A 22,418-nucleotide genomic window follows, 5' to 3' on the forward strand; every position below is an offset into this window, starting at 1 on the left:
AGCGCCATGCCATCCAAGAGAAAAAATAGCGCCTCGGAGATTTAATTCGTTCGGCAGTTATGCGGATGGACGTGCGCCTTCCCAAGCGCGCTGCAGAAGCGCCCTAAGCGGCCTTTGCTCTATTGGTCGCGGGTTCCAGTAGGGATTCGATAGAGCCACCTCGCAGGCGTAGTCCAGGTCGCTTTCGCTCAGGCCAATCTCCCGGAGGCCTCGAGGCACACCCAGTTCTCCATTCAGCTCATAGAGTCCGTCAGGTGCTGATTTCACATTGAGTGCCCTGGCGATTCGCTCCATCGCTTCGTCTGCAACAGTGCTGTTGTACGCGAGGGCATGTGGCAAAACGATTGCATGCGTCTCAGCATGAGGCAGATTAAACGTCCCGCCCAGCGTGTGGCAAAGCTTGTGATGCAGGGCCATGCCAACGTTGCCGAGCACCATTCCACACAACCATGCCCCATAGAGACACTCACTGCGTGCCTCCTTGTCCTTACCATTCTCCTTCACGCCACGGAGACCATTGGCGAGAGACCGGATGCCCTCCTCTGCCATCAGTGACATTACAGGATTACCATCCTTCGCATACAGTCCTTCCGCAGCATGGGCGATGGCATTCAAGCCGCTCACAATCGATAGCTTGACTGGCAGCCCGACCGTGAGTTCCGGGTCGTACAGGACTGTCTTTGGGATAACTTTGGCGTCGCGGCCCGTCTTCTTCAGGCCGCCTTCCGTTATTCCGTAGATTGGGGTCATTTCGGACCCGGCATACGTCGTCGGTATCGCTATGATTGGCAGCGACGACTCGAGCGCAATCGCCTTTCCAAGCCCAATGGTGGAACCACCGCCTATGGCCACCGCGCAGTCAGCGCCGATACTCTTTGCATGCTCGCGTGCGCGGCGTGCGTTCTCGATGGGGACATGCATCTGGGCACCATCAAAGACTCCTGCGCTGGAAGGTCCCAGAAGGGACGAGACCACCTCGGCCTGGGCCTTCTGCTCGGGCGTACAAAGAATCAACGCCCGCCGGGCCCCCAACGTCGCGACCTCCTGCTGAATCAGATTCATGCTTCCAGCGCCAAACACGACTCTTGACGCTTGCGTTGTATATGTGAACTCGTACATGAGATGGCTCCCTGTGCCGTCAAAGACAAAACTGGCTCAGATGTAGTCGACCTGATGCCGGGCGATACGAATATCGCCCACAACCTGCTTCACACGCAGATGTTCAGGGTGCGAGGCATACGCGTCGAGCGATTCCTGACTCTCGAATTCCGTGTACAAGACGACGTCGCACGCATAGTCCACGGCACTGACATCCAGCCCGACCTCGAGCTTCGTTAGCCCTGGAATCTTCCCATTGAGACTCTCGAACGCGGACTTCACGAGTCTCGCAGATTCCTTCTTCTGCTCAGGCGTCTCGCCGCGAACATTCCACATTACGATATGCTTGACCATAGTTATTTCCAGTAGTACCGCTTAATAACAGGCAAAATGTTCGAGGTGCAATCTCATGACTCAAGTATGCATGTCAGCAGGGGCTTTGCTACACGCCCGCCCCCGCTAACTTCTAAATCTGGTCTGCCGAAGAAGGAGTAATTACGCCTTGTTCTTGTTGTACACATCGACGAACACGGCTGCGAGCAACACAATGCCCTTGATGACCTGCTGATAGTCGACGCCGATGCCCATGATGGACATCCCATTGTTCATCACGCCCATGATGAAAGCGCCCACGACCGCGCCGACGACCTTTCCTACACCGCCAGAGGCCGATGCACCGCCAATAAAGCATGCCGCGATGACGTCGAGCTCGAAGCCCGTTCCCGCTTTTGGTGTTCCACTGTTCAGACGTGCGGCAAAAATCAGCCCCGCCAAAGCCGCAAGAACACCCATGTTCACGAAAGTCAGGAAACTCACCGCAGGAACACTAACGCCCGACAACCGCGCGGCCTTTGCATTACCACCAACCGCGTAGATTCGACGACCAATTGTCGTGCGGTTCATGATGAAGGTATAGACGCCAATCAGCACACCCATGATGACCAGCACCGTCGGCAGACCGCGATAGGACGCGAGCAAATAGCAGAACCCCACGATGAGCACCGTGAGCACGACGTTCTTGGTGACGAACATCGCAAACGAGCCTCTTTCAACGCCATGCTTCGCAGCGCCAGCGCGTTGGCGAAGTTCAATCACAAAGAACAGCGCACCAACGAACACGCCGAGAACGATGGAGGTGATGTGAAGTGCCTGTCCGTGAAAGAAATCCGGAATGAAGCCGGAACTCACCGCGCCGAAGCCCTCAGGGAACGGACCAATGGACTGCCCCTGAAGCACGAGGTTTGTCATGCCACGGAAGACAAGCATGCCGGCCAAAGTAACGATGAACGACAGCATGCGCCAGAATGCAATCCAATAACCTTGCACTGCGCCAATCAGTGCGCCCGTTGCAATACAGATGATAGTGGCCCACACGTAGTTGACGTCATACTGCACCATCAATACTGCTGCCAGCGCTCCCACCAAACCTGCCGTCGAGCCGACGGACAGGTCGATGTGACCCGACACAATCACCATGAGCATCCCTAGTGCCATGATGACGATGTAGCTGTTTTGAAGCACCAGGTTGGTCAAATTGAGTGGCTGCATCAGCACGCCACTCGTCGCGACCTGGAAGAACACCATAATGATCACAAGCGACAGGAGCAGACCATATTCGCTGCCGATATGCTTGACCATTCCGAATACTTCAGTTTTTTTGACCTCGGTGCCTTCGGCGGCTACCGGAATGAGTGCCTTACGCATTTTCAATGTCTCCATTTCGCATAATCGCTCGCATGATGTTTTCCTGCGAAGCTTCTTGTGCGGTTAATTGCCCGACGAACCGACCTTCGTTCATGACGTAGATGCGGTCGCACATGCCAAGCAACTCGGGCATTTCAGACGAAATCATGACCACACACTTACCCGCCGCGACTGCTTGATTGATGATGCTGTAAATCTCGTACTTCGCACCCACATCGATGCCTCGGGTGGGCTCGTCGAGAATGAGCACTTCCGGCTCAGAAAACAGCCATTTGGATATAAAGACTTTTTGCTGATTGCCGCCTGACAGGTTTCCGACGATGTGGGTTACGCCTTGGGCACGAATCCGCAGTTTCTGGAGGAAATCCGTCGCGACCGAAATTTCCTCGTGCTCGTTGACGACACCGAGTTTTGACACCCCAGAAAGATTCGCCAGCGTGATGTTTCGCTTGATGCTGTCATCGAGCAGCAGGCCGTTGCCTTTCCGGTCTTCGGTCACGTAGGCGATGCCCGCTTTAATAGCTTTCTGGACCGATGAGGTGTCCACCTTTTTTCCGTGCATCAGTACCTGACCGGTGATGTCCTGGCCATATGTGCGACCGAAGACACTCATCGCGAGCTCAGTGCGCCCGGAACCCATCAAGCCTGCGATACCGACGATTTCACCCTTGCGAGCCTTAAGGTTGACGCCTTTGATGACGGCACGCTCACGTTGGGTGGGATGCTGGACGCGCCAGTCTTTGACCTCGAAAATGATTTCGCCGATGTTCGGCGTGCGCGGCGGATAGCGGTCGGACATCTCCCGGCCTACCATCGCCTTGATGATGCGGTCCTCGCTCACACTTTCCGTGCCGCAATCGAGCACGTCGGCGGTCGACCCGTCACGAATGACGGTAATGCCGTCTGCAACACGCGATATTTCATTGAGCTTGTGCGAAATAATGATTGATGTCACGCCTCGCGACTTCAACTCGAGAAGAAGGTTGAGCAGCGTGTCGCTATCTTTCTCATTCAGGCTTGCGGTGGGCTCATCAAGAATCAGGAGACGAACCTCTTTGGACAACGCCTTGGCAATCTCGACAAGTTGCTGCTTCCCAATGCCAAGCGTCCCGACAGGCGTATCCGGAGAATCGGTAAGGCCCACCTTCTCCAGAAGTTGCTTTGCTTTAGCGCGGGAGACCTGCCAATCGATGACTCCGCGCTTGGATTGCTCGTTTCCAAGAAAGATGTTCTCGGTAATCGAGAGCATCGGCACGAGGGCGAGCTCTTGATGAATGATGATGATCCCGACCTCTTCGCTGTCGGAAATGTCGGCGAACGCACGCTCCTGACCGTCGTAGAGCACATCGCCTACGTAAGTGCCATGCGGATAGACGCCGCTGAGGATTTTCATCAGCGTCGACTTACCTGCGCCGTTCTCCCCACATATGGCGTGAATCTCGCCTTTACGTACCTTCAGATTCACGTTGTTCAGAGCTTTGACCGGGCCAAAGCTTTTCTGAATCCCGCGCATCTCCAGAATGGTATCCATGCTCACATTCCTCCGATTGGTCACGCCGCAAGCGTGCCTGCGCGACGCGAAGCTCCACCGGGAAGCCCCGCATCGCCTACGTCCAGATGCCTTACTTGATTTGTGCCTGCGTGTAATACCCGCTCGTCACGAGTTCCGCCTGGTAGTTGCCCTTGTCAACGAGAATAGGTTTCACGAGGTACGTGGGAACAATCTTCGCGCCGTTGTTGTAGCTCTTCGTGTCATTGACAGGCACCTGCTTGCCGGTCAACGCATCGTCGACCATGTCGGCGGCGACGCTGGCGAGCTTGCGGGTGTCCTTGAACACGGTTGACGCCTGGTCACCGCGAACGATGTTCTTCACGTTCTGAATGTCTGCATCCTGTCCCGTGATGATAGGCATCGCTTGCTGCCCCGAACCGTATCCCACGCCCTTCAGAGATGAGATGATGCCAACTGCCAACGCATCATTCGGGGCCCACACCGCGTCGAGGTGGTCCTTTCCGTAAAAGGCGCTCAGCAGATTGTCCATCCGTGCCTGAGCCGTCGCACCATCCCAGTTGCGCGTTGCAACCTTCTCAAACGCGACCTGTTTGCTGCGAATCACGAACTTACCGCTGTCGATGTAAGGCTTCAGGACCGACATACCGCCTGCATAGACCATGTGAGCATTGTTGTCGTCGGAAGAGCCGCCAAAGATTTCGATGTTGAATGGCGTCTTGCTGCCGGCTTTCTGCCAGGCGTTGACGATGCTTTGTGCTTGCAGGACGCCCACGCCGTAATTGTCGAAGGTCGCGTAATAGTCGACGTCCTTCGTCTGGCTAATCAGACGGTCGTAGGAGATGACCTTGATGCCCTTTTTCTGGGCGAGCGCCAGCGCGTCAGAGAATGTCTTGCCGTCGATAGGCGCAATAACCAATGCCTTGACACCCTTCGCAAGCATGTTCTCGACCTGGTTCACCTGTGTCGGAACGTCGTAGTTTGCGTACTGGAGGTCTGACGAGTACCCTTTTGCCTTCAGCGCGTCGACCATGCTCTTCCCGTCGGTAATCCAGCGAGATTCGGTCTTGTCAGGCAACGATATTCCGACCACACCTTTATCTTGAGCGGTAGCTGCACCGGACATTGCAGCGAAGGCTGCCGACGCAGCCAGAATAACCGCGACACTCTTCAGAATCTTCATGACATCGTCTCCTATTTAGGAATGCGTATTTACGTGCTCAGTTTATGAAGTGTGAATTCTTCGGCTGACGCGCAAGCGCGTCGGCCCTCCGAATCCTTAACCGATAAAGACCTCTACCCCTGCTTCTTTGGAAGAGGCGAACATGGCCTCGATGACACGGCTGATGTTGTATGCCTGGGTGGCGGGGACAACCGACGGCGTACCGTTGCGCAATGCGCCGAAGAACGCGTTCGACTCGCGGTCAAAGTACACTGGATTGCCAATTTCAGCGATGTCGGGCGAATATTCCGTCTTTTTCGTCGCCCAGATTTCCGGAAAGCTGGTCTCTTGCCACTCCGTCCAGCCTTCCGGATGCTCACCTTTACCGGCGTCATAAATCTTGTAGCTCGCCGGCAGCGAGCGCGACGACATGATGCCTTCCGTCCCGTACGCGGTAATGTCCCAGCTTTCGGTCCAAGGCAGAACGTCCCAGGACATGAAATCGACGGTGACAATCTTGTCTTCGTAGTTGAGAACCGCACCCGCCGCGTCTTCACGCGATTCGTCGCCATGGAAATTCGGGAACTTCGTGATACGTGCGTTCACAGAGCGCGGCAGCCCGAAGTGCAGAAGGATGCGGTCGATGAGATGGCAACCGATAACAAAGACGGCACCGCCAATGTCGCCAGGTTGCGTCATGTGTGGAGTGCCCGCCTCGTCGTGCGAACAGCCGGCGTGCGCCCGTACCTGAACGACCTTTCCGAGCCGACCACTTTTGAGCGCGGCTTGCATAGCGTCGACTGAGGGAGCGAAGCGCCAGCAGTATCCGACCTGAAAGAGACCACCAGTACGTTCGACCGCATCGGCGATGCGTTTTGCGTCTGCTGAGCTGCGGCCAGCGGGCTTTTCGCATAGCACCGCCTTCCCAGCTTCGAGTGCCTCGATAGTCAGGTCGGCCATCTTCTCGCTCTTGGAATGGACGAGCACCACATGAACATTCTCGTCCGCCAGAATGTCCTCCTTCGAACGCGCTTGGAGACCAAGCGCGTCGACGAACGGCGTGAGCAGCGGACTCGTATCCCACGCACCGAGCATCTTCGCATCGGTACGACGCTGGATGGCCTTGACTCGCCCGGAAGTGTGCGGGTGAGTGATGCCAAGACATGCCACGCCAAGCGTTTCGTTCGGACCAATCTTTCGCGTCATGACTTATCTCCTCCGGATTCCTGGTTACACCTTGACTACCTTGCCCGACAGAGCGGACTCGAGTGCAGCATCCGCCAGGCGCAGTGCTTTCAGCCCGTCCTGAACGGAGGTGGGCAGCGGCGAATTTGTGTTCAGAGCGTCGACGAATGCTTCGAGCTCCGCCTTATAAGCCTCTACATAGCGCTCAAGGAAGAAATTCAGCAGTGGCTCGCGCGCGTCCGTGACTTCCTTCGACCAGCGACGAATCGTCGACGGGCGGAGATTCTCTTGCAGGAGCATGCCCTTGGAACCGGACACTTCCATGCGCTGGTCGTAGCCATAGACGGCCTCGCGGCAGCAGTTGATATGGCATTGCTTGCCTGACGCGGTGCGCAGCTGAACCATCACCGTATCGAAGTCCGTCAGCTTCTCCAGCGACTCGTCGATGAGGCGGCTAGCCATGGCCATGACTTCGACGGGCTCCTCACCGAGCAGCCAGCGAGCCATATCCAGGTCGTGGATGACCATGTCGCGGAAGATGCCGCCCGAGTGCTCGACATAGTCGCGGGGAGGCATGCCCGGGTCCCGGCTCGAGATGATGACCTGGCGCACCTCGCCGACGTCGCCCGCGTCAATCGCCTTGCGGAAGGCTTGCGACGTGGGGTCGAAGCGGCGATTGAACGCGAGCATGACGCGACCACCCTGGCGTTCGACCTCGTTCGCTGCGGCGAGCGATTTTTCCATGTCAAGGTCAATCGGCTTTTCGCACAAGACTGCCTTGCCGCGCTTGACGGCCTCAAGCATGAACGTGATGTGGGTGTCTGTCGGCGTGCCGATGACAACCGCATCAATGTCATTCCGCTCGAGAACACCTGCAGGGTCCGTCGAGGCTTCACAGCCGAGACGAGTAGCCAGCGACTGCGCTGCGCTTTCAACCGGGTCCGCCACCACGACCAGCTTTGCGTTCGGGCTCGCGGCCACATTGGCAGCGTGAATGCGGCCAATTCGGCCAGCACCGAGTACGGCGATTCGAATCATTTTGAGTCTCCAGAAATACTTTTTCGTTGAAAAGTGAATGGCCTCATGCGGCCGTCGTCGGCGAGGCCGAAAATTGCGCGACGGTCGTGTCGTACGCGCGCTTTGCCATTTCGTCGAGCGGAAATTTCCGATGGACCTCAGAGATGAGTTCGACTCCGTAGTACGGGAGCGTACAGCCGGCTTTCTCTAGCGCATTGACGAAAGCAACGCAGTCGCCTGCACCGTCGCCGCACAGCTGACGGTTGAAGGTCGAATCGTCGAATAGCGAGCCCTTAACCTGTGCGCCAACATCGTCCATCTCTACACCCTTGATGAAGCGCGCGGGGATTTGGGCGACCTCGCTGTACGGCGTGTTTGCGCGTGCGACGTGCCAGTGGTCGACCATCAGTCCACCGTTAGGCTGATTTGCGCCTTCCGCGACTTTCAGCGCCTCCGCGACGTTTCGGATGGGGGAAAAAGGCATGAATTCGATTGCGACCGTCGCGCCAACCGTCGCGACGTCTTGGCAAAGCCTTCCGAATTCGTCGGTCATGCGGGCAAAGTCGGCCGGGTTTTTATCGAAAGGGCTCGCGCCGATTTTTAGATTGCGCATGCCCAGTTCCCCACCCAGTTCGATGAACCGGGTCCGGCAGTGGTCTGACTTAGCGCGTGCTTCGCCATCAACGTACCAGTCCATGAGTATTTCGAGCTCGAAGTACTTCATACCGGTATCGTCCAGAATGCTCTTGATGCCGGACAGCCCGTACTTCTCGATGCTGTACTCGAGGTCATCGAGAATGAGCCCGATACCACTCCAGCCGGCGCGCATCGCTGCTTCGCAGCGGTCGCGCAGCGGGAACGGGCTGATTTCGTTCGCCGCACACGGATAAACGTCGCCGGCCAGGGTCCAGTAAGCAGCCAGCAATTCTTTCTTCGTGCTCATGTGTAGTACTCCTGTTTGTCTCAATGTCATCTGGTACTCAAAACACACGCTCCTGCGTGCCGACCGACTATGGGATGGCCCTGATGGGCTTAGTCGAGGTCGCGAGAGTGAAGTCCCACGACACCGACCAGAATGGCGACGAGAACCCAACCCGCTTCGCCGCGTTCGGGTCGTCAATCTTGTTGAATTCAGCAATGAGTTCGCGCTTCACGCCAAATACTGCGTCTTCTGATAGATACGGGCAGTCGGGTGTGAAAATATGAGTGACGACCGCGTCATGGCCCGGGGCAGTGACGATGAAGTGCAAGTGAGCAGCACGATTGGGGTGCCGCCCCATTGCGCCCAGGAGCTTTCCGACCGGACCATCCGAGGGAATCGGATAGTGGCGCGGCTTGACTGACTTGAACCAGTAACGGCCGTCAGCATCCGAGGTAAAGACCCCGCGCAGATTCGAGTCAGGCTGAATGCCCTTTTGCTGCACGTCATAGAAGCCGTCGTCGTTGGTCTGCCAGACTTCAAGCTTTGCATCTGGAATCGGGTTTCCCTTGATATCCACGACGCGACCTTCTACAACCATGGGTTCTCCCTTTCCATCCAGGCAGATGTTCTCGCCGTTCGGATACTCCGGCGCGTTGGCAACGTAGAAAGGACCCAGAATCGTGTTCGGTGTAGCACCGCTCGGACGACGATGGTTGATTGCATCGACCAGCATCGAGACTCCGAGAATGTCCGAGAGAAGGATGTACTCTTGGCGCCAGTCGCTGCACATCTGACCGGTCTCGGTAAGAAAGCGAATGGCGGCAAACCACTCGTCGTGCGTTGGCTCGATTTCCTTGATGGCAGCATGTAGATGCGTGACCAGTACCGCCATGACCTGCCGAAGGCGACTATCAGCATCATCGCTCATACGAGCGTTGACGACCTCGGCCGAGCGTGCCTCATCAAAATACGGCGATGTGGACCGAACTGCGGGGGAAGCGCTTTGCATTGTGTGTCTCCGTCAATCTTGTCTCTACCTTTGAGAGCAGTCTATATTCGCCTTTGCTGGTAAAACAGAGCTGAAAAGGGAAAGTCTTTCGCGCTGAGCGGGAAGACGCGTTGACGCGCGCCTGTCGCCCGTAGGCTCAGGCTGTCCAATGGCGTTCGTAGTCGTTCTGTTGGAACCGCTCGACAAGGGCGTCGATGAATAGGCGCACCTTAACGGGCAGGTGCGCGCGGGTCTGAAATGCGATGTTCATGGTCAGCCGGGGAAGGTCCCAATCATCGAGAACTGGGACAAGGCGGCCGGCCTTGATGTCGTCGTAGACGATGTATTTAGGCTGGACGAGAATGCCCATATGGTTGAGCGCAGCGACGCGCAAGATTTGCCCGTCATTCGACTCAACCAATGGCTTCACTTTGACAACTACGCTCTCTCTGCCACGGGTGAAAGAGAGTTCGCGTGGGTTGTCAGCAAGTTGATAGTTCAGAACCCTATGCTTCGCAAGCTCGGCTGGGAAGCGAGGGCTGCCGTTCGCCTCAATATAACGAGGCGAAGCAGCAAGTATGCGACGCGTCGATGCCAGTCTTCTGATTGTGATGTTGCTGTCTGGCTCAAGGACCTTCGTTCGAATCGCGACGTCGATACCATTCTCGATAATGTCATAGTAACGATTGGCTGCAACCACATCGACGGCGATGTCGGGATAGCGCGCCGTAAATTCAGGCAGCATCGGCGCAATGTGCAACATGCAGAACGACAATGACGCTGTGACGCGTAGCACCCCGCTCGGGCGGACAACTGCCTCCCTGATAACAGCTTCCGCTTCGCCCAGTTCACTGAGGATAGACTTGCAGCGCCGGTGAAACTCAGCACCCGCTTCAGTCAAATAAAGATTACGCGTGGTCCTCCGTACCAGTTGGACACCGAGCCTCGCCTCCAACGAAATCAAATATCGGCTCGCCGCCGAGATAGAAAGCTCGACCGATTCCGCAGCTCGGCTAATGCTGCCCGTCTCGGCCACTTCGACGAACAGCTGGAGTTCCTTGAACTGGTCCATGCCCTTGCACCGTGACGCGTTGTCTTCGCCCGCACGCAACCGAGCGCGGGTACACGCACGACCTTCTTGAAAAGTTTCACATCGCGCTTGGCATCATGATAGTTCTGGGAATCTATCTTTTGCAGCTTTTAATCTATCAATAATCTATCAATTAGTTTGAAAACCCAGTTTGCCTGCGCCACGCATGTTGTGCGAGCGTTCGGCCGAGTTCAACCGGCTCCAAGTTCTCGTCGAGCGCGCGAACCATCATGTGACTTTGGCTCTCTGGCGCAAGGCCGTTAGTTGGCGGGTCTCGGTCCAGGTTCGTCGGGAACGAGTAGCCTTCGGCGCACGAGGCAATCACTGACAGGGCATGGACGCGCGTGATGTCGGAGGCTCTAAACTTGGCCAACAAGACTGGATAGAGGACTTCGCACATCTGAGCGCGGTCGACGACCTCCATCGCCCGACCATAAGCCGACGAGATTTGGAGCAAATTCGCCATGCGTTGAACGTCGCTAGTCCGGTTGGTACCGGCCGCGTGAAATAGCGCCGGATTGAAGAAGATGGCATCGCCCTTAGCAAGCGGAACCTGGACAAAGTGGTTCTCGAAATACTCGCGAAAGTCGGGTCTGCGCCAGGCCACATAGCCTGGGGCATAGCGTTGTGAACCTGGCAGAAGTTTGGTCGGGCCACTTTCAACAGGCATGTCGCAGTGTGCGACGGCTCCTTGCAGCGTGAGGAAGGCGGACATCCGGTGTACGTGTGCTGGATAGGACGCCGCCACTTCTGCCGCTTGGAAACCCAGGTGGTAGTCGCGATGAGCTTGCTGCGCCTGCCCTCCGGGCCGCACGACGTTTACCTGAGACGTCACCTGGAAACCGGGCCCAAGCCATGCCTCGGCTGCTGCCGGTAGCCACGGGTTCGAGAAGTAGCGAACAAATACCTCTGGAGCCCTCAAGCAGAGTTTTTCCTGCGCGTTCCAGATACGGTCGTTCGCACCGGCTTTGGCGAAGTGGTCCGCCCTCTGACCGGATTTCTTTTCGGCCGCGATGATGGATTCGAAGACAGCCGTCGCCTCATCCACGACCCTCACGTCTGCAAACGCATTCTTGAGTACAAAGACTCCAGCACCATCGCGCAAGACACTGGCCCACTCGGACAGCAGGTGTCTCCTTTCGCTACGAGACCAGAGCACATGTTCGATAGCACCACATTCGTATGAAGGAATACCCAAGACAGAGGTCGCTGCGTAGCGGAGCGCCGTGTCTGGTCCCGCGCCGAGTTCGGTCACGAAATCGCTCAACTTGCAGTCGCCTTCTTCAAACCAGGTATCACGCTCAGTGAGATAGTCTGCTTGTGGATAGTCCATCCGCGCCTCCCGTTTCGATGTAGGATATATCGCAACGAGCTTTTCGAAGTCTCAAAATTACATCAAAAATCTATCGACGATGGAGGGTCAGAGTGGCTCACCGGTTTTTGATTAAGGAGATTGCCCTCCAGGCGGGACTCGGCGTCGCCACAGTCGATAGGGTTCTAAACGAGCGTGCCAACGTTCGGGAGCACACGCGCCGGAAGGTCGAGCAAGCCATCAAGGAGCTTGAGACGCAGGAGTTGAATCTGGCAAACACTGGACGAAAGCTCATCGTCGACGTGATTGTCGAGGCACCATCGCGGTTCGGTGATGAAATCAAGTACGCGCTCGATGGAGAACTCGCCTTGTTGCATCCGGCGGTTGTCAGACCGCGCTTCCTGTTGCAGGAGACGATGACGACCACCGAGGTAGTGGAAGCACTTCGGTCGATTGCCCGAAGGGGAAGTCACGGTGTCTTCTTGAAGGCTCGGGATGTACCCGAGATTGCAGATGCGGTCGCAGAACTGCAGCGCGCCGGCATCCCGGTCGTCACCTTGGTCACCGACATTCCGCTGTCTGGTCGCATCGCCTACGCGGGACTCGACAATCGCGTAGCTGGGGCAACAGCCGCCTACCTCCTTGGGTTATGGCTGGGACCGAAACCGGCGAATGTGTTGATAACCATGAGCGACGAGCAATTCCGGGGCGAGGAAGAGCGCGAGATAAGCTTTCGTCGAGCACTGCGCAAACATCACCCTCAGCTCAAACTGGTTGATGCAAGTGGTGGGCACGGTCTCGATTTGCCCACCGAAGAACGAGTGCGAAACGCTCTGGACGGCGATACGGGCATCGCTGCTGTGTACTCTATGGGCGGCGGTAACGTCGCGATACTCCGCGCGCTTGAGGCGCAGCAGCAAACGCCCACCCTCTTCATAGGACATGACCTGGACCGGGATAACGTGCGCCTTCTAAGGAAGGGCAAGATACAGGTCATCCTGCATCATGACCTGCGGCAGGACATGCGCTCCGCCTGCCATCACATCATGCACTATCACAAACTTTTGCCGGCCTCGTCGGTTTCGCCGTCTTCTTCGGTCATGGTTGTGACGCCGGAAAACATTCCGGATTACATTGCCAGTCGCTTCCGCGATTGACTTGACTGCTCGCCCGCTTGCGTTACTAAGGCGGGCTTTCCTTAATTTCGTTGAAAGGCCCGGGATGGCACCAATCCCGGGCTCCCTGGAAGACCTCAGAACCTTGTTGCCAGGCCTGCCATCACGCCAAACTGGCTCTTCCCAAAGTTGGGATTGGTGCTGGACGGGTTTCCGTTGACCGGGTCGTCGTTAAGGTTCGGGCCGTACACGCCGCTATCGAGACCGAGGTTGGATGTCGAACTGTTGTGAAGGTAAGCCAATTCAGTGTAAAGGAGCGTTCGCTTGGACAGCGAGTAGTTTGCCCCGAGCGTGTACATCGTCGCGTTGCCGTTGCCGTTGTTCGCGTTTGCGTGATAGACGGCACCCGTGATAGCGAGCGCCGGCGTTGTCTGCCAGATTGCGCCAATCCATTCATGATTGACTGATGTCGGCAAGCTCACTCCTCCCGGCAGGGCTGGGGCAGTCGCCGTGTCAAAATAACCCAAATTCGACGCGTCGGGCGCGCTCAAATGCTGGTATCCAAGATAAGCGGTCACAGGGCCAAATGCATACGTTAGGCCCGTGAGAATCGAGCGGGAAGCGAGATACACGTTACTGAAATTGCCGTTGCCGTCGCGGACCTCGTCATAAGTCGCTTGCCAGAAAAGGCCTTTGTTCGTGTATGAGAGTTTGATGCCATCCGCGCGGCCCTGCGAGCTTCCGAGTCCAGTGGTAGTGCCAAGTTGACCAGGGGCACTTCCGGGATTGCCCGAGTTCCACTTCGTGGAGTTCGTCAGGTCATATTGACCTTGCAGGGTGAAACCGGCAATCGTCGGCGAGAGATATTCAACGCCGTTCGCTGCCTGCGAAAAGATTCGGCCTCGTACCAGCGTGCCAATCGAGTACCTCTTCGTTTGCTGGGGGTCGACATCGCCCGAATACTGGCTGATTTCAGCAGAACCCATGTTGCCGAGTTTGATTTGCCCCCAGGTGTCGTTCTGCAGACCCACGGTCGCTTGCCCCTCGAAGAAGCTTCCGTTCGCAACACTTCCATTCATCGTATTGAGTCTGGATTCCAGCTGAAAGATTGCGTGCGTTCCGCCACCGAGGTCCTCGGCCCCTTTCAGGCCGAATCTGGATTGCGCCCACCCTCCACTTTGTCCTGCGAAGACGTGCCCTTTCGGCTGGTTCGTTTCGTACACGATGCCGTTGTCCACGATACCGTACAACGTAACGCTGCTCTGAGCCATCGCTGTTGCCGTTGCCGACAGTGCGAACACGCTGAATACAATCTTTTTCATCGGAGTCTCCATCACTTTAGTTGTACTACACAGATTCTTTTCTATTGACGACGTTGTGGGTCGTTTGTCGCTGACGGCTGCTCTTACGCAGGCCTCGTCACCTACCTCACCCGGGCTGACACCGCGTGGCCGACGCAGGCACGTTGGGTATGTGAAACTCGAAGAGCAGCCCAAGCACAAGGGTTCGGCGTACGGGGAGTTATTCTCCGAGACACGCCTGCTAAACCGCGTTGGGTATTTCGGGCCGAGTGTAAATTCCCAATTCGCTCGAACAAAGAGCGGAACGGGGAATCTCTTTCATGAAAATAGGGAAAATGAGGCGTGGCCCCAATGCCCAAGTGACTTTCGGAGTTATGCTGCGACACTCCTCGCGGTTAACCCCCGTATCGCTGTCGACGCCGCATCGATTACGGTTCGAGCGTTCCCTTGCGAAGAGATGATTTGTCTTCACGAACCTGGTGACAAAGTAAGCGCTGACGGTCTCGCTTCGTATAACGCTTCAACACGGAGATACGTATGAACCTCAAGCAATTTTCCAGTCTTGCTGCATCAGCGGGTATGGCTTTGAGCCTCACATTGAGTCCGACGTTCCAAGCTTATGCAGCGGCGACAGATGCCGCCGCGTCAGATAGCGTCACGTCGAAGGAAGAGATGAAGGCGCAAAAGAAGGCCGAGCGGAAGGCGCGGCGCGAGAAGAAAAATGCCGAACTCAGCAAGCTGGAAAAGAACGGGTATAACCCGGCCGGAAATCAAACCAACTATCCGCAGAACCTGCAGAATGCCCAGCGGAAGGCAGCCGGTCAAAAGCCTGCGAACGCACCAGCAGTTGCGCCGTGACGCATTCATTCGTGATTGCCATGGCCACGTCGGCTTTCTGACGCGGCCGGTTCACTTTGCTCGACCCGGAAGGCGGTCGGCGCGTGGCTCGAGAAGGCTGCCCTGAGGTCGGAGCAGTACCTCTTCCCAAGTCGCCGATTGGCGTCCCCGCATCTTTCAAGTCGCCAATACGCCCGGATGATACGTCGATGGGCAGATGCCGCGGGGCTTGATCCGACAGCGTACGGCACGCATTCGATGCGGGGGACCAAGGCAACTCTGATTTACAAACGCACCAAGAACCTCCGGGCGGTGCGGTTGCTGCTTGGCCATAGCAAGATTGAAAGCACGATCAGGTACCTGGGCATCGAAATCGACGACGCGCTTGAGATTTCGGAGCAGACTGAAATCTAGCGGCTAGTTCTGGCCGCGCGAACCGATGCTACATCGGGATTCGTGCGGCCACTCTCCAGCGCGGCTCTTTTGGTGCAAAACCGTCGGACTTGTGTCAGCGTCTCCGTAGCAGGACAAGCATGTAAAGGCCGCTTCGTCCAAAAAACCTGCCGACAAGCCCATGCGTTTGACTCGGTCACAGCTGGCGTTGAACGAACGACGCTCAATGGACGTTAAACGATGGCGGATGCGGCTAGACGTTCGCGCGCTGTCCTGTCGTCCCGGCCAGCGGTGGTCTCGGGCGTTCCCGGCAATCCTTGTGGAGTCTCAGTCCTCGGGGGAGCGTACCGTCACGTCCCCGACAATCACTCCTCTCAGCCCCTCGCGTAGCGCCGTGACATTCTCTACGCCGTTCAGTTGCTCGAACTCCCGCTGCGCTGCCTGCCAAAGCGGCGCCGCTCTTTTGTGCAGGCGCCGACCTTCTTCGGTTAGCTCGACAAGACGACTTCGACCGTCAGTGGGCGACTGCCTGATCGTGACGAAGCCATCGCGTTCAAGGAAGCCAACCATCTTTCCCATTGCCGTTCGTTCGATATCGAGCCGTTCGGCAAGGGCGTTGACCGCGGCACTTCCCACCTCGTCCAGTGCTGCCAGGGTGAGGAATTGCGTGATGCGCAAGCCCGTCGGCTCGAGGTGACTATCATAGAGGCGGGAGATCTGCCTGCTTGCTTTCCGAACAGCAAAACAGTTGCATTGATCGATCCCAAGCGGCTGGTTGAACGGCAACATCGGTTTCCACTCATGAGTTCTGTTGATTGTCAGAATGCTACCCGCACGCGCGAAGGTACGGTCGCCGCTTCAGAGAAAAAGCTGGCAGCGAACCCGCTCTGGTGACAGGCGTCGTTCAAAACCCCGCCGGCGGAGTGATGTAGCCGGGGACCTCAGCGGCAAGCGTGCTCTTCAGTATCGCTGTTCCTTTGTCGGCCATAATCTCGCTCTTGCCGGCGGCGAGGGCGTCATAGGTCTGCCGCACCACGTCCTCCGGGCTGGCCTTGGGCACATCAATGCCGTTGGTCAGGTCGGTATCCACGAACCCGACGTGCAGCCCGAGAACCTGCACGCCACGTTCATGCAGATGAAACCGAAGCTGATTCGTGTAACTCCATGCTGCCGCTTTTGACGCAGCATACGGTGCCAGATAGGGACGCGGAAGCCAAACGATGTCAGAAAGCACGTTAATGATTGCGGCATCTGGCCCGACCACCAATATCGGCTCGAAGGCCTTCGTGACGCGCACCACGCCGTAGTAGTTGGTATCGAACATGCGAGCGGATTGGGCTTCGACGTCATCCGCCAGAGGCCCGTCGATCAGAGCGGCGATGCCCGCATTGTTAATCAGAAGAGTTGTATCCGCCGCGAGTTTCGCGGCTGCGGCGATCGACGCCGCATCGGTAACATCGATCCTGACCGGCACGATGCCCGGCTCTTCAAAGCTGTTCGTGTTGCGCATGCCCGCGTAAACCTTCGTTGCCCCGCGGCGAAGTGCCTCTCGCGCAAAAGCCAGGCCCAAGCCGCGATTGGCGCCCGTGATAAAGACCGTGGCGTTCCTGATATCCATGACAAGTTCCCTTTTTAAAGCCGCGTGCCCCGGACGATGCAACTTCCGCCGCTGGCTGGCGGCCGCGTGGTTCAAAGAAAAAGGCTTTCCGGAAACTGCTCTGAAAGTGCTTCGCGCAGATGGGCGGCGAGCGTCAGCACAGCGCCAAGCGGGCTCATCCGCACGCTAACGCGCGGCACCGACCCCTCCTGGTTGTGGTCGATTACAACAGCGGCGCTAAGCTTCTCGCCGCTTGTCAGAACGGCGTCGTACTCGAGAACGAGCCGCGAACCGACAGTCTGTACAAACGTGGGCGTCTGCGAGGCATAGAACGTTCCGACGGCGTTGACTGCCAGCCGGATTTCGTGGCGTCCTGTAACGGGGCCGCGCAATACCGAACTGACCAACTCTGCGTCAGCTGTCAAATCGTCCAGAAACGGGTGACGCTCAGTTTGAGTGGGGGACATTTTTAAACCTCGACTCGTTTGAGGCCGTGCTTACGCGAATGCGACCCGATTTTGAGCGACGAACTGCTGGACTGAGAGTGGGGGCTTTCCGGTTATTTTCTCGATGACATCGTTGGTGCCCGAGAAGACGCCATCACGGTAGTTCTGGGCTACCTCGACCAGATGCTGCGTGAGGAATGGCGGAAACTTGTAGAGATTTTCCATCTTGAGCCGAAACTCCTCGATCGAGTTTGGCGCGTATTCGATCCGGGCTCCGAGTGCCTCGCTCATCGCCGCCGCGATCTCGGTATGGTTCATTTCGACGGGGCCATGGAGCGTGTAGATCTTGCCCTCGTGGTCTTTAGGATTGGCCAGCACATGCGCGATCACCCGCCCCTGGTCATCGGACGCGATGGGTGCGTGACGACCGTTGTCAAAGGGAAATTCAATCTTCTTCCTGGCCCAGATCTCCTTCGCGAAATGCGGATAGACGAGCCAATCGGCAAAGAACGTGGGGCGCAGATGCGTAGTCGGAACGCCTGACCAATCAAAGACGCGCTCGGAAACCCAGTGATCCTGCGCCGCGTGACTCCTGGAGTCCCGGTGCGCGGAAATCTGCGACATGTTGACGATCGCCTTGACGCCGGCCTCCTTCGCGGCCTGCGCGAAATAGGCGGCAGCTCCGATGATTCCAGGCGCGATCGGATGAAGAAAATAGGCCGACCGGATTCCTTCCAACGCCGCACGGATGTCATTGATGTCGGTGAAGTCGCCGACGGCGATATCGACTCCGCGCTGCCTCAGGGCTGCCGCCCGATCGTCATCTGTGCGCACATATGCGCGCACGCGTCTGCCCATCTTGAGCAGTTCATCGATAGCGATACCTCCGGTCCGTCCGGTCGCACCGCTCACAAGTATCTCAGCCTGGTTCATCGCTTCGCTCCTGTCGGAAGTGAGAGCATATGCTCTCTTATAGACAAGATAGAAGCATATACTCCTATTGTCAAGTCCTTCTTGTCCGCGTGGACTCGGTATCGCGGCTCTGGCATAGCTGCCATCGACCGCGAGAGAATCACGCCGATGCAGAGGTCAAGGATGGGTCGTTTTGAAGTTCGCCTGCCCGCTTCGACGGCACACCCGTCAACAGAAGTCAGGCGCGACCATCGGCAGTGGTCGACCGGGAAGCGTCAGTCGTTCGAGCGATCGCTCAGACTTTCAGCCGTCACTTCCACTCAGGCACACGCCATTCACTTTGAAACGTTGAAGCGTTGCTCCGCCGAAGCGGCCGGTCGCCGGTCAGGCGCTATGCGGCTGCTGAAGGTCGCTTTGCTGTCGTTGGCAACCACGCGTTGGTGAATGTCGGCGTTCACAGAATGCGAACGAGTCTTCGACCATGAGCAGTCCTGCAAACCGCCGCAACTCCGACGACTGCACGCGAGGGCCATTGGACGTTTGAATGTCCTTATGCTGATGCGAACCAGTATCTGGAACCGGCCGCTCCCTGCAACAGGAACTTCCGTTCGCTGCCGCGGGCCAGGAGCTATCGGGTAGAAATCCTTGAAGTGCTGCAGAATGCTGCAATTTCGGGGGCACTCCGAGGTCGGCGCGTTTTCACGGCGCTCGCATTCCTGTCTGTTTATCGCGGGAACTGGAAATCGGGGTTATCAGTCCGCTGCTGTTGCGCGCTCGACCGGGCAGAGTTGTGTGCTCTTGCAGCGCTCCGCTCCGCAGCGTCCGGCTCATTGGTAACGTCGCGCAGCGTCGCCCGACCGGACCGAAGACAGGGCCGTTGTGGAGTACGCCGTCTATACCCTTCAGTGCGGCGCGGAGGCCAACGGGATCTGACAGATCGCCCATGTTGCCCGCGAAGCGCCATGGTCCTTCACGTTTTGAACTTGCTTCTATTCGCGAACGAGGTCGCGCACGACAGCACCGAGTTCAACAAGCATGTCCTTCCGGGCGAATCAAGCACTACATTTGGGCGCGATTGCCGCGCGCGTGGGCTACCCCTCGCGCCCCGTGTTTTTTACGCGTTTCTGGTGCTGGGCCAGTGGAGTCTCGGACAACCAGTTCTGCCGGCGCTGTCATCCGCACCGTCGAGTTTTCGCTGCCCTTGATGTTCGCGAGTAGCGTGTTGACCGCAGCACGGGCCATCTGCTGGAACGGTTGGCGAATTGTCGTCAACGGGGGGTGGACCTGGACCGCCATAGGGATGTCGTCGAACCCGATAACCGACACGTCATCGGGTACCCGCAAGCCCGCTTCACGTACCGCAGCAATGACGCCAAACGCACTGAGGTCGTTGGCTGCAAAGATTGCGGTCGGAGGATTGGCTAGGTTCAGCAGACGGGACGCCGCTTCGAAAGCCTTTAGCTGGGATAGGTCGCCTCTTTCCAGCAGCTCGGTTTCGCAGGCTAGACCGAGGCGCTCAAGCGTGTCCAGATAAGCCCTGCGGCGATCCTTTACCCCCTCAATTGATTCGTCACCTGAGATGAAAGCGATGCGCTTGTGGCCGAGTCCCGCGAGATGTTCGACAGCGAGGACCGCTCCGCCATAGCTGTCGACGGAGATTGAAGGAAAATTCGACAGCGATCCACGTTGATCAATGAACACGACGGGCACGTGGGCTGCGGCGAGCGTCTCAAAGTATGCCGAGTCTCGCGGCAGGATGGCGACGACCCCGTCGGCAAACTGCTGAAGCAGGCTGATCAGACTACGGTGGGCGTGCCGGTCTTCATCAAAGATCGTATAGACCAGCGTCTCATAGCCAACAGCTCGGGCAGCCCGACCAACACCCAGAATCAGTTCGCTTGCAAACTGATTGTCCAGCATGGGGGTGATGATTCCAATAATTCCATTGCTACCGCCGGAAAGCTTTTGCGCACTGCGATTGGCAACATAGCCAATATCCGCTGCAACCCTTAACACCAGATCCCGCTTTTCCGGTGACACATCGGGGCGGTCGTTGAGTGCCCGTGATGCGGTCATCGGCGACACGCCAGCGATCTTTGCAACGTCTGCAAGGGTGGGGTTCTGCTTGGCCATAGCTGTATGAAATCCCGAAAACTTCTAGGCGGAGACAAGTACTTCAGACGAAGCGGCTGCCACCGGTATAGAACCGTTAGTCTCGGCACGCAATCATCATTTCTACCGGTATTTTATCAGCACATTAGCGGTCGTACCCTCAGCGCCGCTACCCGTGTTTCATCCATCACATTCAACTCCGGCCGTCCTCGAACCCACCAATGAACCATCAGCGCCCTCGATATGGGCGTATTGCGCGACTGAGGGGTTAACCCTCATGGTAGGTCTGCTATCCCCGAACTAGTATTCCGTACCGGTAACGCTACCGGTAAATATCACGAAACTCATTCTTCGCACCTTAGGAGACAAAGATGAAGCAGGCTTCACGCGGCAGGCATATGGGGGTTCGAGGCATCGCGGCGGTTTTGTGGGCTGCGGCAGCGACATGGGCTGCGACGGGGTATGCGCAGTCTTCGAAGATGATCGCGGAGTGGGATCATCAGACGGACGGTAGCGGCCCCAAGGTTGTGCGGGACGCCGCTGTCCGGTTTGAGAAGCAGAATCCTGGCTACGAGGTGCAGGACTCGCACATTCTGAACGATGCCTATAAGACGAAGCTTAAGGTCGCGTTCGGCGCAGGGCAGCCACCCTGTGTGTTTGATACCTGGGGGGGCGGACCACTGCGTGAGTACGTCAAGGCCGGGCAAGTCGTCGATCTGACACCATATCTGGAAAAGGATCCTGCTTTCCGTGACCGCTTTCTACCAACGGCATGGAAAGCCGTGACCTACGACAACAAGATCTATGGGATTCCGACGGAAAACGTTTCTGCCGCCGTTATCTTTTACAACAAGGACCTCTTCAGGCAATACAACCTCAGCCCGCCCACAACCTGGGGTGATTTGATGAACGTGGTCAAGGTGATGCAGGCGCATGGCATCGCGCCTTTTGCTCTGGCGAACAAGAACAAGTGGACGGGATCGATGTACTACATGTACCTCGTCGACCGTCTTGGCGGTCCCGACGTATTCCGCAAGGCGGTCGACCGCTCCCCGGGCGGAAGCTTCAATGATCCCGTCTTCGTTGAGGCGGGCAAATACATTCAGCAACTGGTCAAGGCAGGCGCATTTGCCCAGGGGTACAACGGGCTCGACTACGACATCGGTGCATCGCGACGCCTGCTGTACTCGGGGCGAGCGGCGATGGAGCTGATGGGCGGGTGGGAGGCCTCGACCATCCAGAAAGAAAACCCGGCCTTCTACAAGAAGCTCGACTTCTTCCCGTTCCCGAGCGTACCTGGCGGTAAAGGCGATCCGCGCGCTGTCATTGGTACTGTGGGCGACAGCTTCACGAGCATTTCTGCGCAGTGTGCCGACCACGATGCCGCCTTCCGGCTGATCAAGTTCATGACCGACGATGCATCGATGCAGGAGCGCGTTGCCGATTACCGCGTCCCGCCCATCAAGGATGTGGCCCTGACGGATCCGTTCCTGAAGCGACTGCAGCAGCTCGTTGCGCAGGCACCGAACGTACAGCTTTGGTATGACCAGGAGCTTCCCCCGAAGCTGGGAGAACTTCACAAGGACACGACCCAGGCATTGTTCGGGTTGTCATTGACCCCGGAAGCCGCTGCGCAGCAGATGGAAGCAGGTGCCAAAGCGGACCTTGGACGATAACCAGAGCATGACGGCCTGATGACGACGCAACTGGCCAGGAG

Annotated in this window: 20 protein-coding genes and 1 pseudogene; 4 read left to right on the top strand and 17 right to left on the bottom strand. The window is 57.3% G+C overall.

Annotated elements, in window-relative coordinates:
- Window positions 1-57: 57 nt before the first annotated feature.
- The 11 genes from L0U84_RS32875 to L0U84_RS32925 form a co-directional block, all read right to left on the bottom strand.
- A complete protein-coding gene (locus tag L0U84_RS32875; protein WP_233856213.1) occupies window positions 58-1,119 on the bottom strand; it encodes a maleylacetate reductase in 1,062 nt (353 codons plus the stop codon).
- A gap of 36 nt (window positions 1,120-1,155) precedes the next feature.
- A complete protein-coding gene (locus L0U84_RS32880) occupies window positions 1,156-1,452 on the bottom strand; it encodes a Dabb family protein (protein WP_233856214.1) in 297 nt (98 codons plus the stop codon).
- 141 nt (window positions 1,453-1,593) lie between these two features.
- Window positions 1,594-2,817 (bottom strand): multiple monosaccharide ABC transporter permease, encoded by a 1,224-nt coding sequence (mmsB, locus tag L0U84_RS32885; RefSeq protein ID WP_442794070.1) that lies wholly within the window; start codon window positions 2,815-2,817, stop codon window positions 1,594-1,596.
- Window positions 2,795-4,333: a multiple monosaccharide ABC transporter ATP-binding protein gene (gene mmsA / locus L0U84_RS32890; protein ID WP_233856215.1), complete on the bottom strand. Its 1,539-nt coding sequence runs from the start codon at window positions 4,331-4,333 to the stop codon at window positions 2,795-2,797. Before mmsA ends, mmsB begins: the two co-directional genes overlap by 23 nt.
- A gap of 91 nt (window positions 4,334-4,424) precedes the next feature.
- On the bottom strand, window positions 4,425-5,495 hold the full coding sequence (gene chvE / locus L0U84_RS32895) for a multiple monosaccharide ABC transporter substrate-binding protein (protein WP_326491215.1): 1,071 nt from the start codon (window positions 5,493-5,495) through the stop codon (window positions 4,425-4,427).
- A 96-nt stretch (window positions 5,496-5,591) separates the two neighbouring features.
- Window positions 5,592-6,680 carry a Gfo/Idh/MocA family protein gene (locus L0U84_RS32900; protein WP_233856216.1) on the bottom strand — a complete coding sequence of 363 codons (1,089 nt, stop codon included), beginning with the start codon at window positions 6,678-6,680 and terminating at the stop codon, window positions 5,592-5,594.
- Between the two features lie 24 nt (window positions 6,681-6,704).
- Complete coding sequence (gene iolG / locus L0U84_RS32905; RefSeq protein WP_233856217.1) at window positions 6,705-7,697, bottom strand: inositol 2-dehydrogenase; 993 nt, start codon at window positions 7,695-7,697, stop codon at window positions 6,705-6,707.
- A gap of 43 nt (window positions 7,698-7,740) precedes the next feature.
- Entirely contained in the window at window positions 7,741-8,619 is an 879-nt protein-coding gene (locus tag L0U84_RS32910) for a sugar phosphate isomerase/epimerase family protein (protein WP_233856218.1), read from the bottom strand.
- Window positions 8,620-8,686: 67 nt separating this feature from the next.
- The gene (locus L0U84_RS32915) at window positions 8,687-9,607 is read right to left on the bottom strand and encodes an intradiol ring-cleavage dioxygenase (RefSeq protein ID WP_233856219.1); all 921 of its coding nucleotides are present in this window, start codon (window positions 9,605-9,607) and stop codon (window positions 8,687-8,689) included.
- 136 nt (window positions 9,608-9,743) lie between these two features.
- Window positions 9,744-10,658 (bottom strand): LysR family transcriptional regulator, encoded by a 915-nt coding sequence (locus L0U84_RS32920; RefSeq protein WP_233856220.1) that lies wholly within the window; start codon window positions 10,656-10,658, stop codon window positions 9,744-9,746.
- 151 nt (window positions 10,659-10,809) lie between these two features.
- Window positions 10,810-12,009, bottom strand: coding sequence for a phytanoyl-CoA dioxygenase family protein (locus tag L0U84_RS32925; RefSeq protein ID WP_233856221.1), 1,200 nt, complete (start codon window positions 12,007-12,009; stop codon window positions 10,810-10,812).
- Between the two features lie 92 nt (window positions 12,010-12,101).
- Between L0U84_RS32925 and L0U84_RS32930 the strand changes: the two genes are divergently transcribed.
- The gene (locus tag L0U84_RS32930) at window positions 12,102-13,145 is read left to right on the top strand and encodes a LacI family DNA-binding transcriptional regulator (protein ID WP_233856222.1); all 1,044 of its coding nucleotides are present in this window, start codon (window positions 12,102-12,104) and stop codon (window positions 13,143-13,145) included.
- Between the two features lie 95 nt (window positions 13,146-13,240).
- Here L0U84_RS32930 and L0U84_RS32935 read toward each other — a convergent pair whose 3' ends face one another.
- Complete coding sequence (locus tag L0U84_RS32935; RefSeq protein WP_233856223.1) at window positions 13,241-14,425, bottom strand: porin; 1,185 nt, start codon at window positions 14,423-14,425, stop codon at window positions 13,241-13,243.
- A 516-nt stretch (window positions 14,426-14,941) separates the two neighbouring features.
- Between L0U84_RS32935 and L0U84_RS32940 the strand changes: the two genes are divergently transcribed.
- On the top strand, window positions 14,942-15,262 hold the full coding sequence (locus tag L0U84_RS32940) for a hypothetical protein (protein ID WP_267939983.1): 321 nt from the start codon (window positions 14,942-14,944) through the stop codon (window positions 15,260-15,262).
- A gap of 60 nt (window positions 15,263-15,322) precedes the next feature.
- Window positions 15,323-15,655, top strand: a pseudogene (locus L0U84_RS32945) (tyrosine-type recombinase/integrase); the annotation flags it as partial.
- A 306-nt stretch (window positions 15,656-15,961) separates the two neighbouring features.
- Here L0U84_RS32945 and L0U84_RS32950 read toward each other — a convergent pair.
- From L0U84_RS32950 to L0U84_RS32970, 5 genes are all read right to left on the bottom strand, one after another.
- Complete coding sequence (locus L0U84_RS32950) at window positions 15,962-16,423, bottom strand: MarR family winged helix-turn-helix transcriptional regulator (RefSeq protein WP_233856224.1); 462 nt, start codon at window positions 16,421-16,423, stop codon at window positions 15,962-15,964.
- Window positions 16,424-16,538: 115 nt separating this feature from the next.
- Window positions 16,539-17,252, bottom strand: a complete 714-nt coding sequence (locus L0U84_RS32955; protein ID WP_233856225.1) for an SDR family oxidoreductase — start codon at window positions 17,250-17,252, stop codon at window positions 16,539-16,541.
- A 71-nt stretch (window positions 17,253-17,323) separates the two neighbouring features.
- Entirely contained in the window at window positions 17,324-17,698 is a 375-nt protein-coding gene (locus tag L0U84_RS32960; protein WP_233856226.1) for a hypothetical protein, read from the bottom strand.
- 30 nt (window positions 17,699-17,728) lie between these two features.
- Window positions 17,729-18,610 (bottom strand): NmrA family NAD(P)-binding protein, encoded by an 882-nt coding sequence (locus tag L0U84_RS32965; protein WP_233856227.1) that lies wholly within the window; start codon window positions 18,608-18,610, stop codon window positions 17,729-17,731.
- 1,038 nt (window positions 18,611-19,648) lie between these two features.
- Window positions 19,649-20,722, bottom strand: a complete 1,074-nt coding sequence (locus L0U84_RS32970; RefSeq protein WP_233856228.1) for a LacI family DNA-binding transcriptional regulator — start codon at window positions 20,720-20,722, stop codon at window positions 19,649-19,651.
- Between the two features lie 350 nt (window positions 20,723-21,072).
- Between L0U84_RS32970 and L0U84_RS32975 the strand changes: the two genes are divergently transcribed.
- Window positions 21,073-22,377 carry an extracellular solute-binding protein gene (locus L0U84_RS32975; RefSeq protein WP_233856229.1) on the top strand — a complete coding sequence of 435 codons (1,305 nt, stop codon included), beginning with the start codon at window positions 21,073-21,075 and terminating at the stop codon, window positions 22,375-22,377.
- Window positions 22,378-22,418: the final 41 nt, after the last annotated feature.

Origin of the sequence: Paraburkholderia sp. HD33-4 (assembly GCF_021390635.1) — a bacterium.
Classification (GTDB): Bacteria; Pseudomonadota; Gammaproteobacteria; order Burkholderiales; family Burkholderiaceae; genus Paraburkholderia.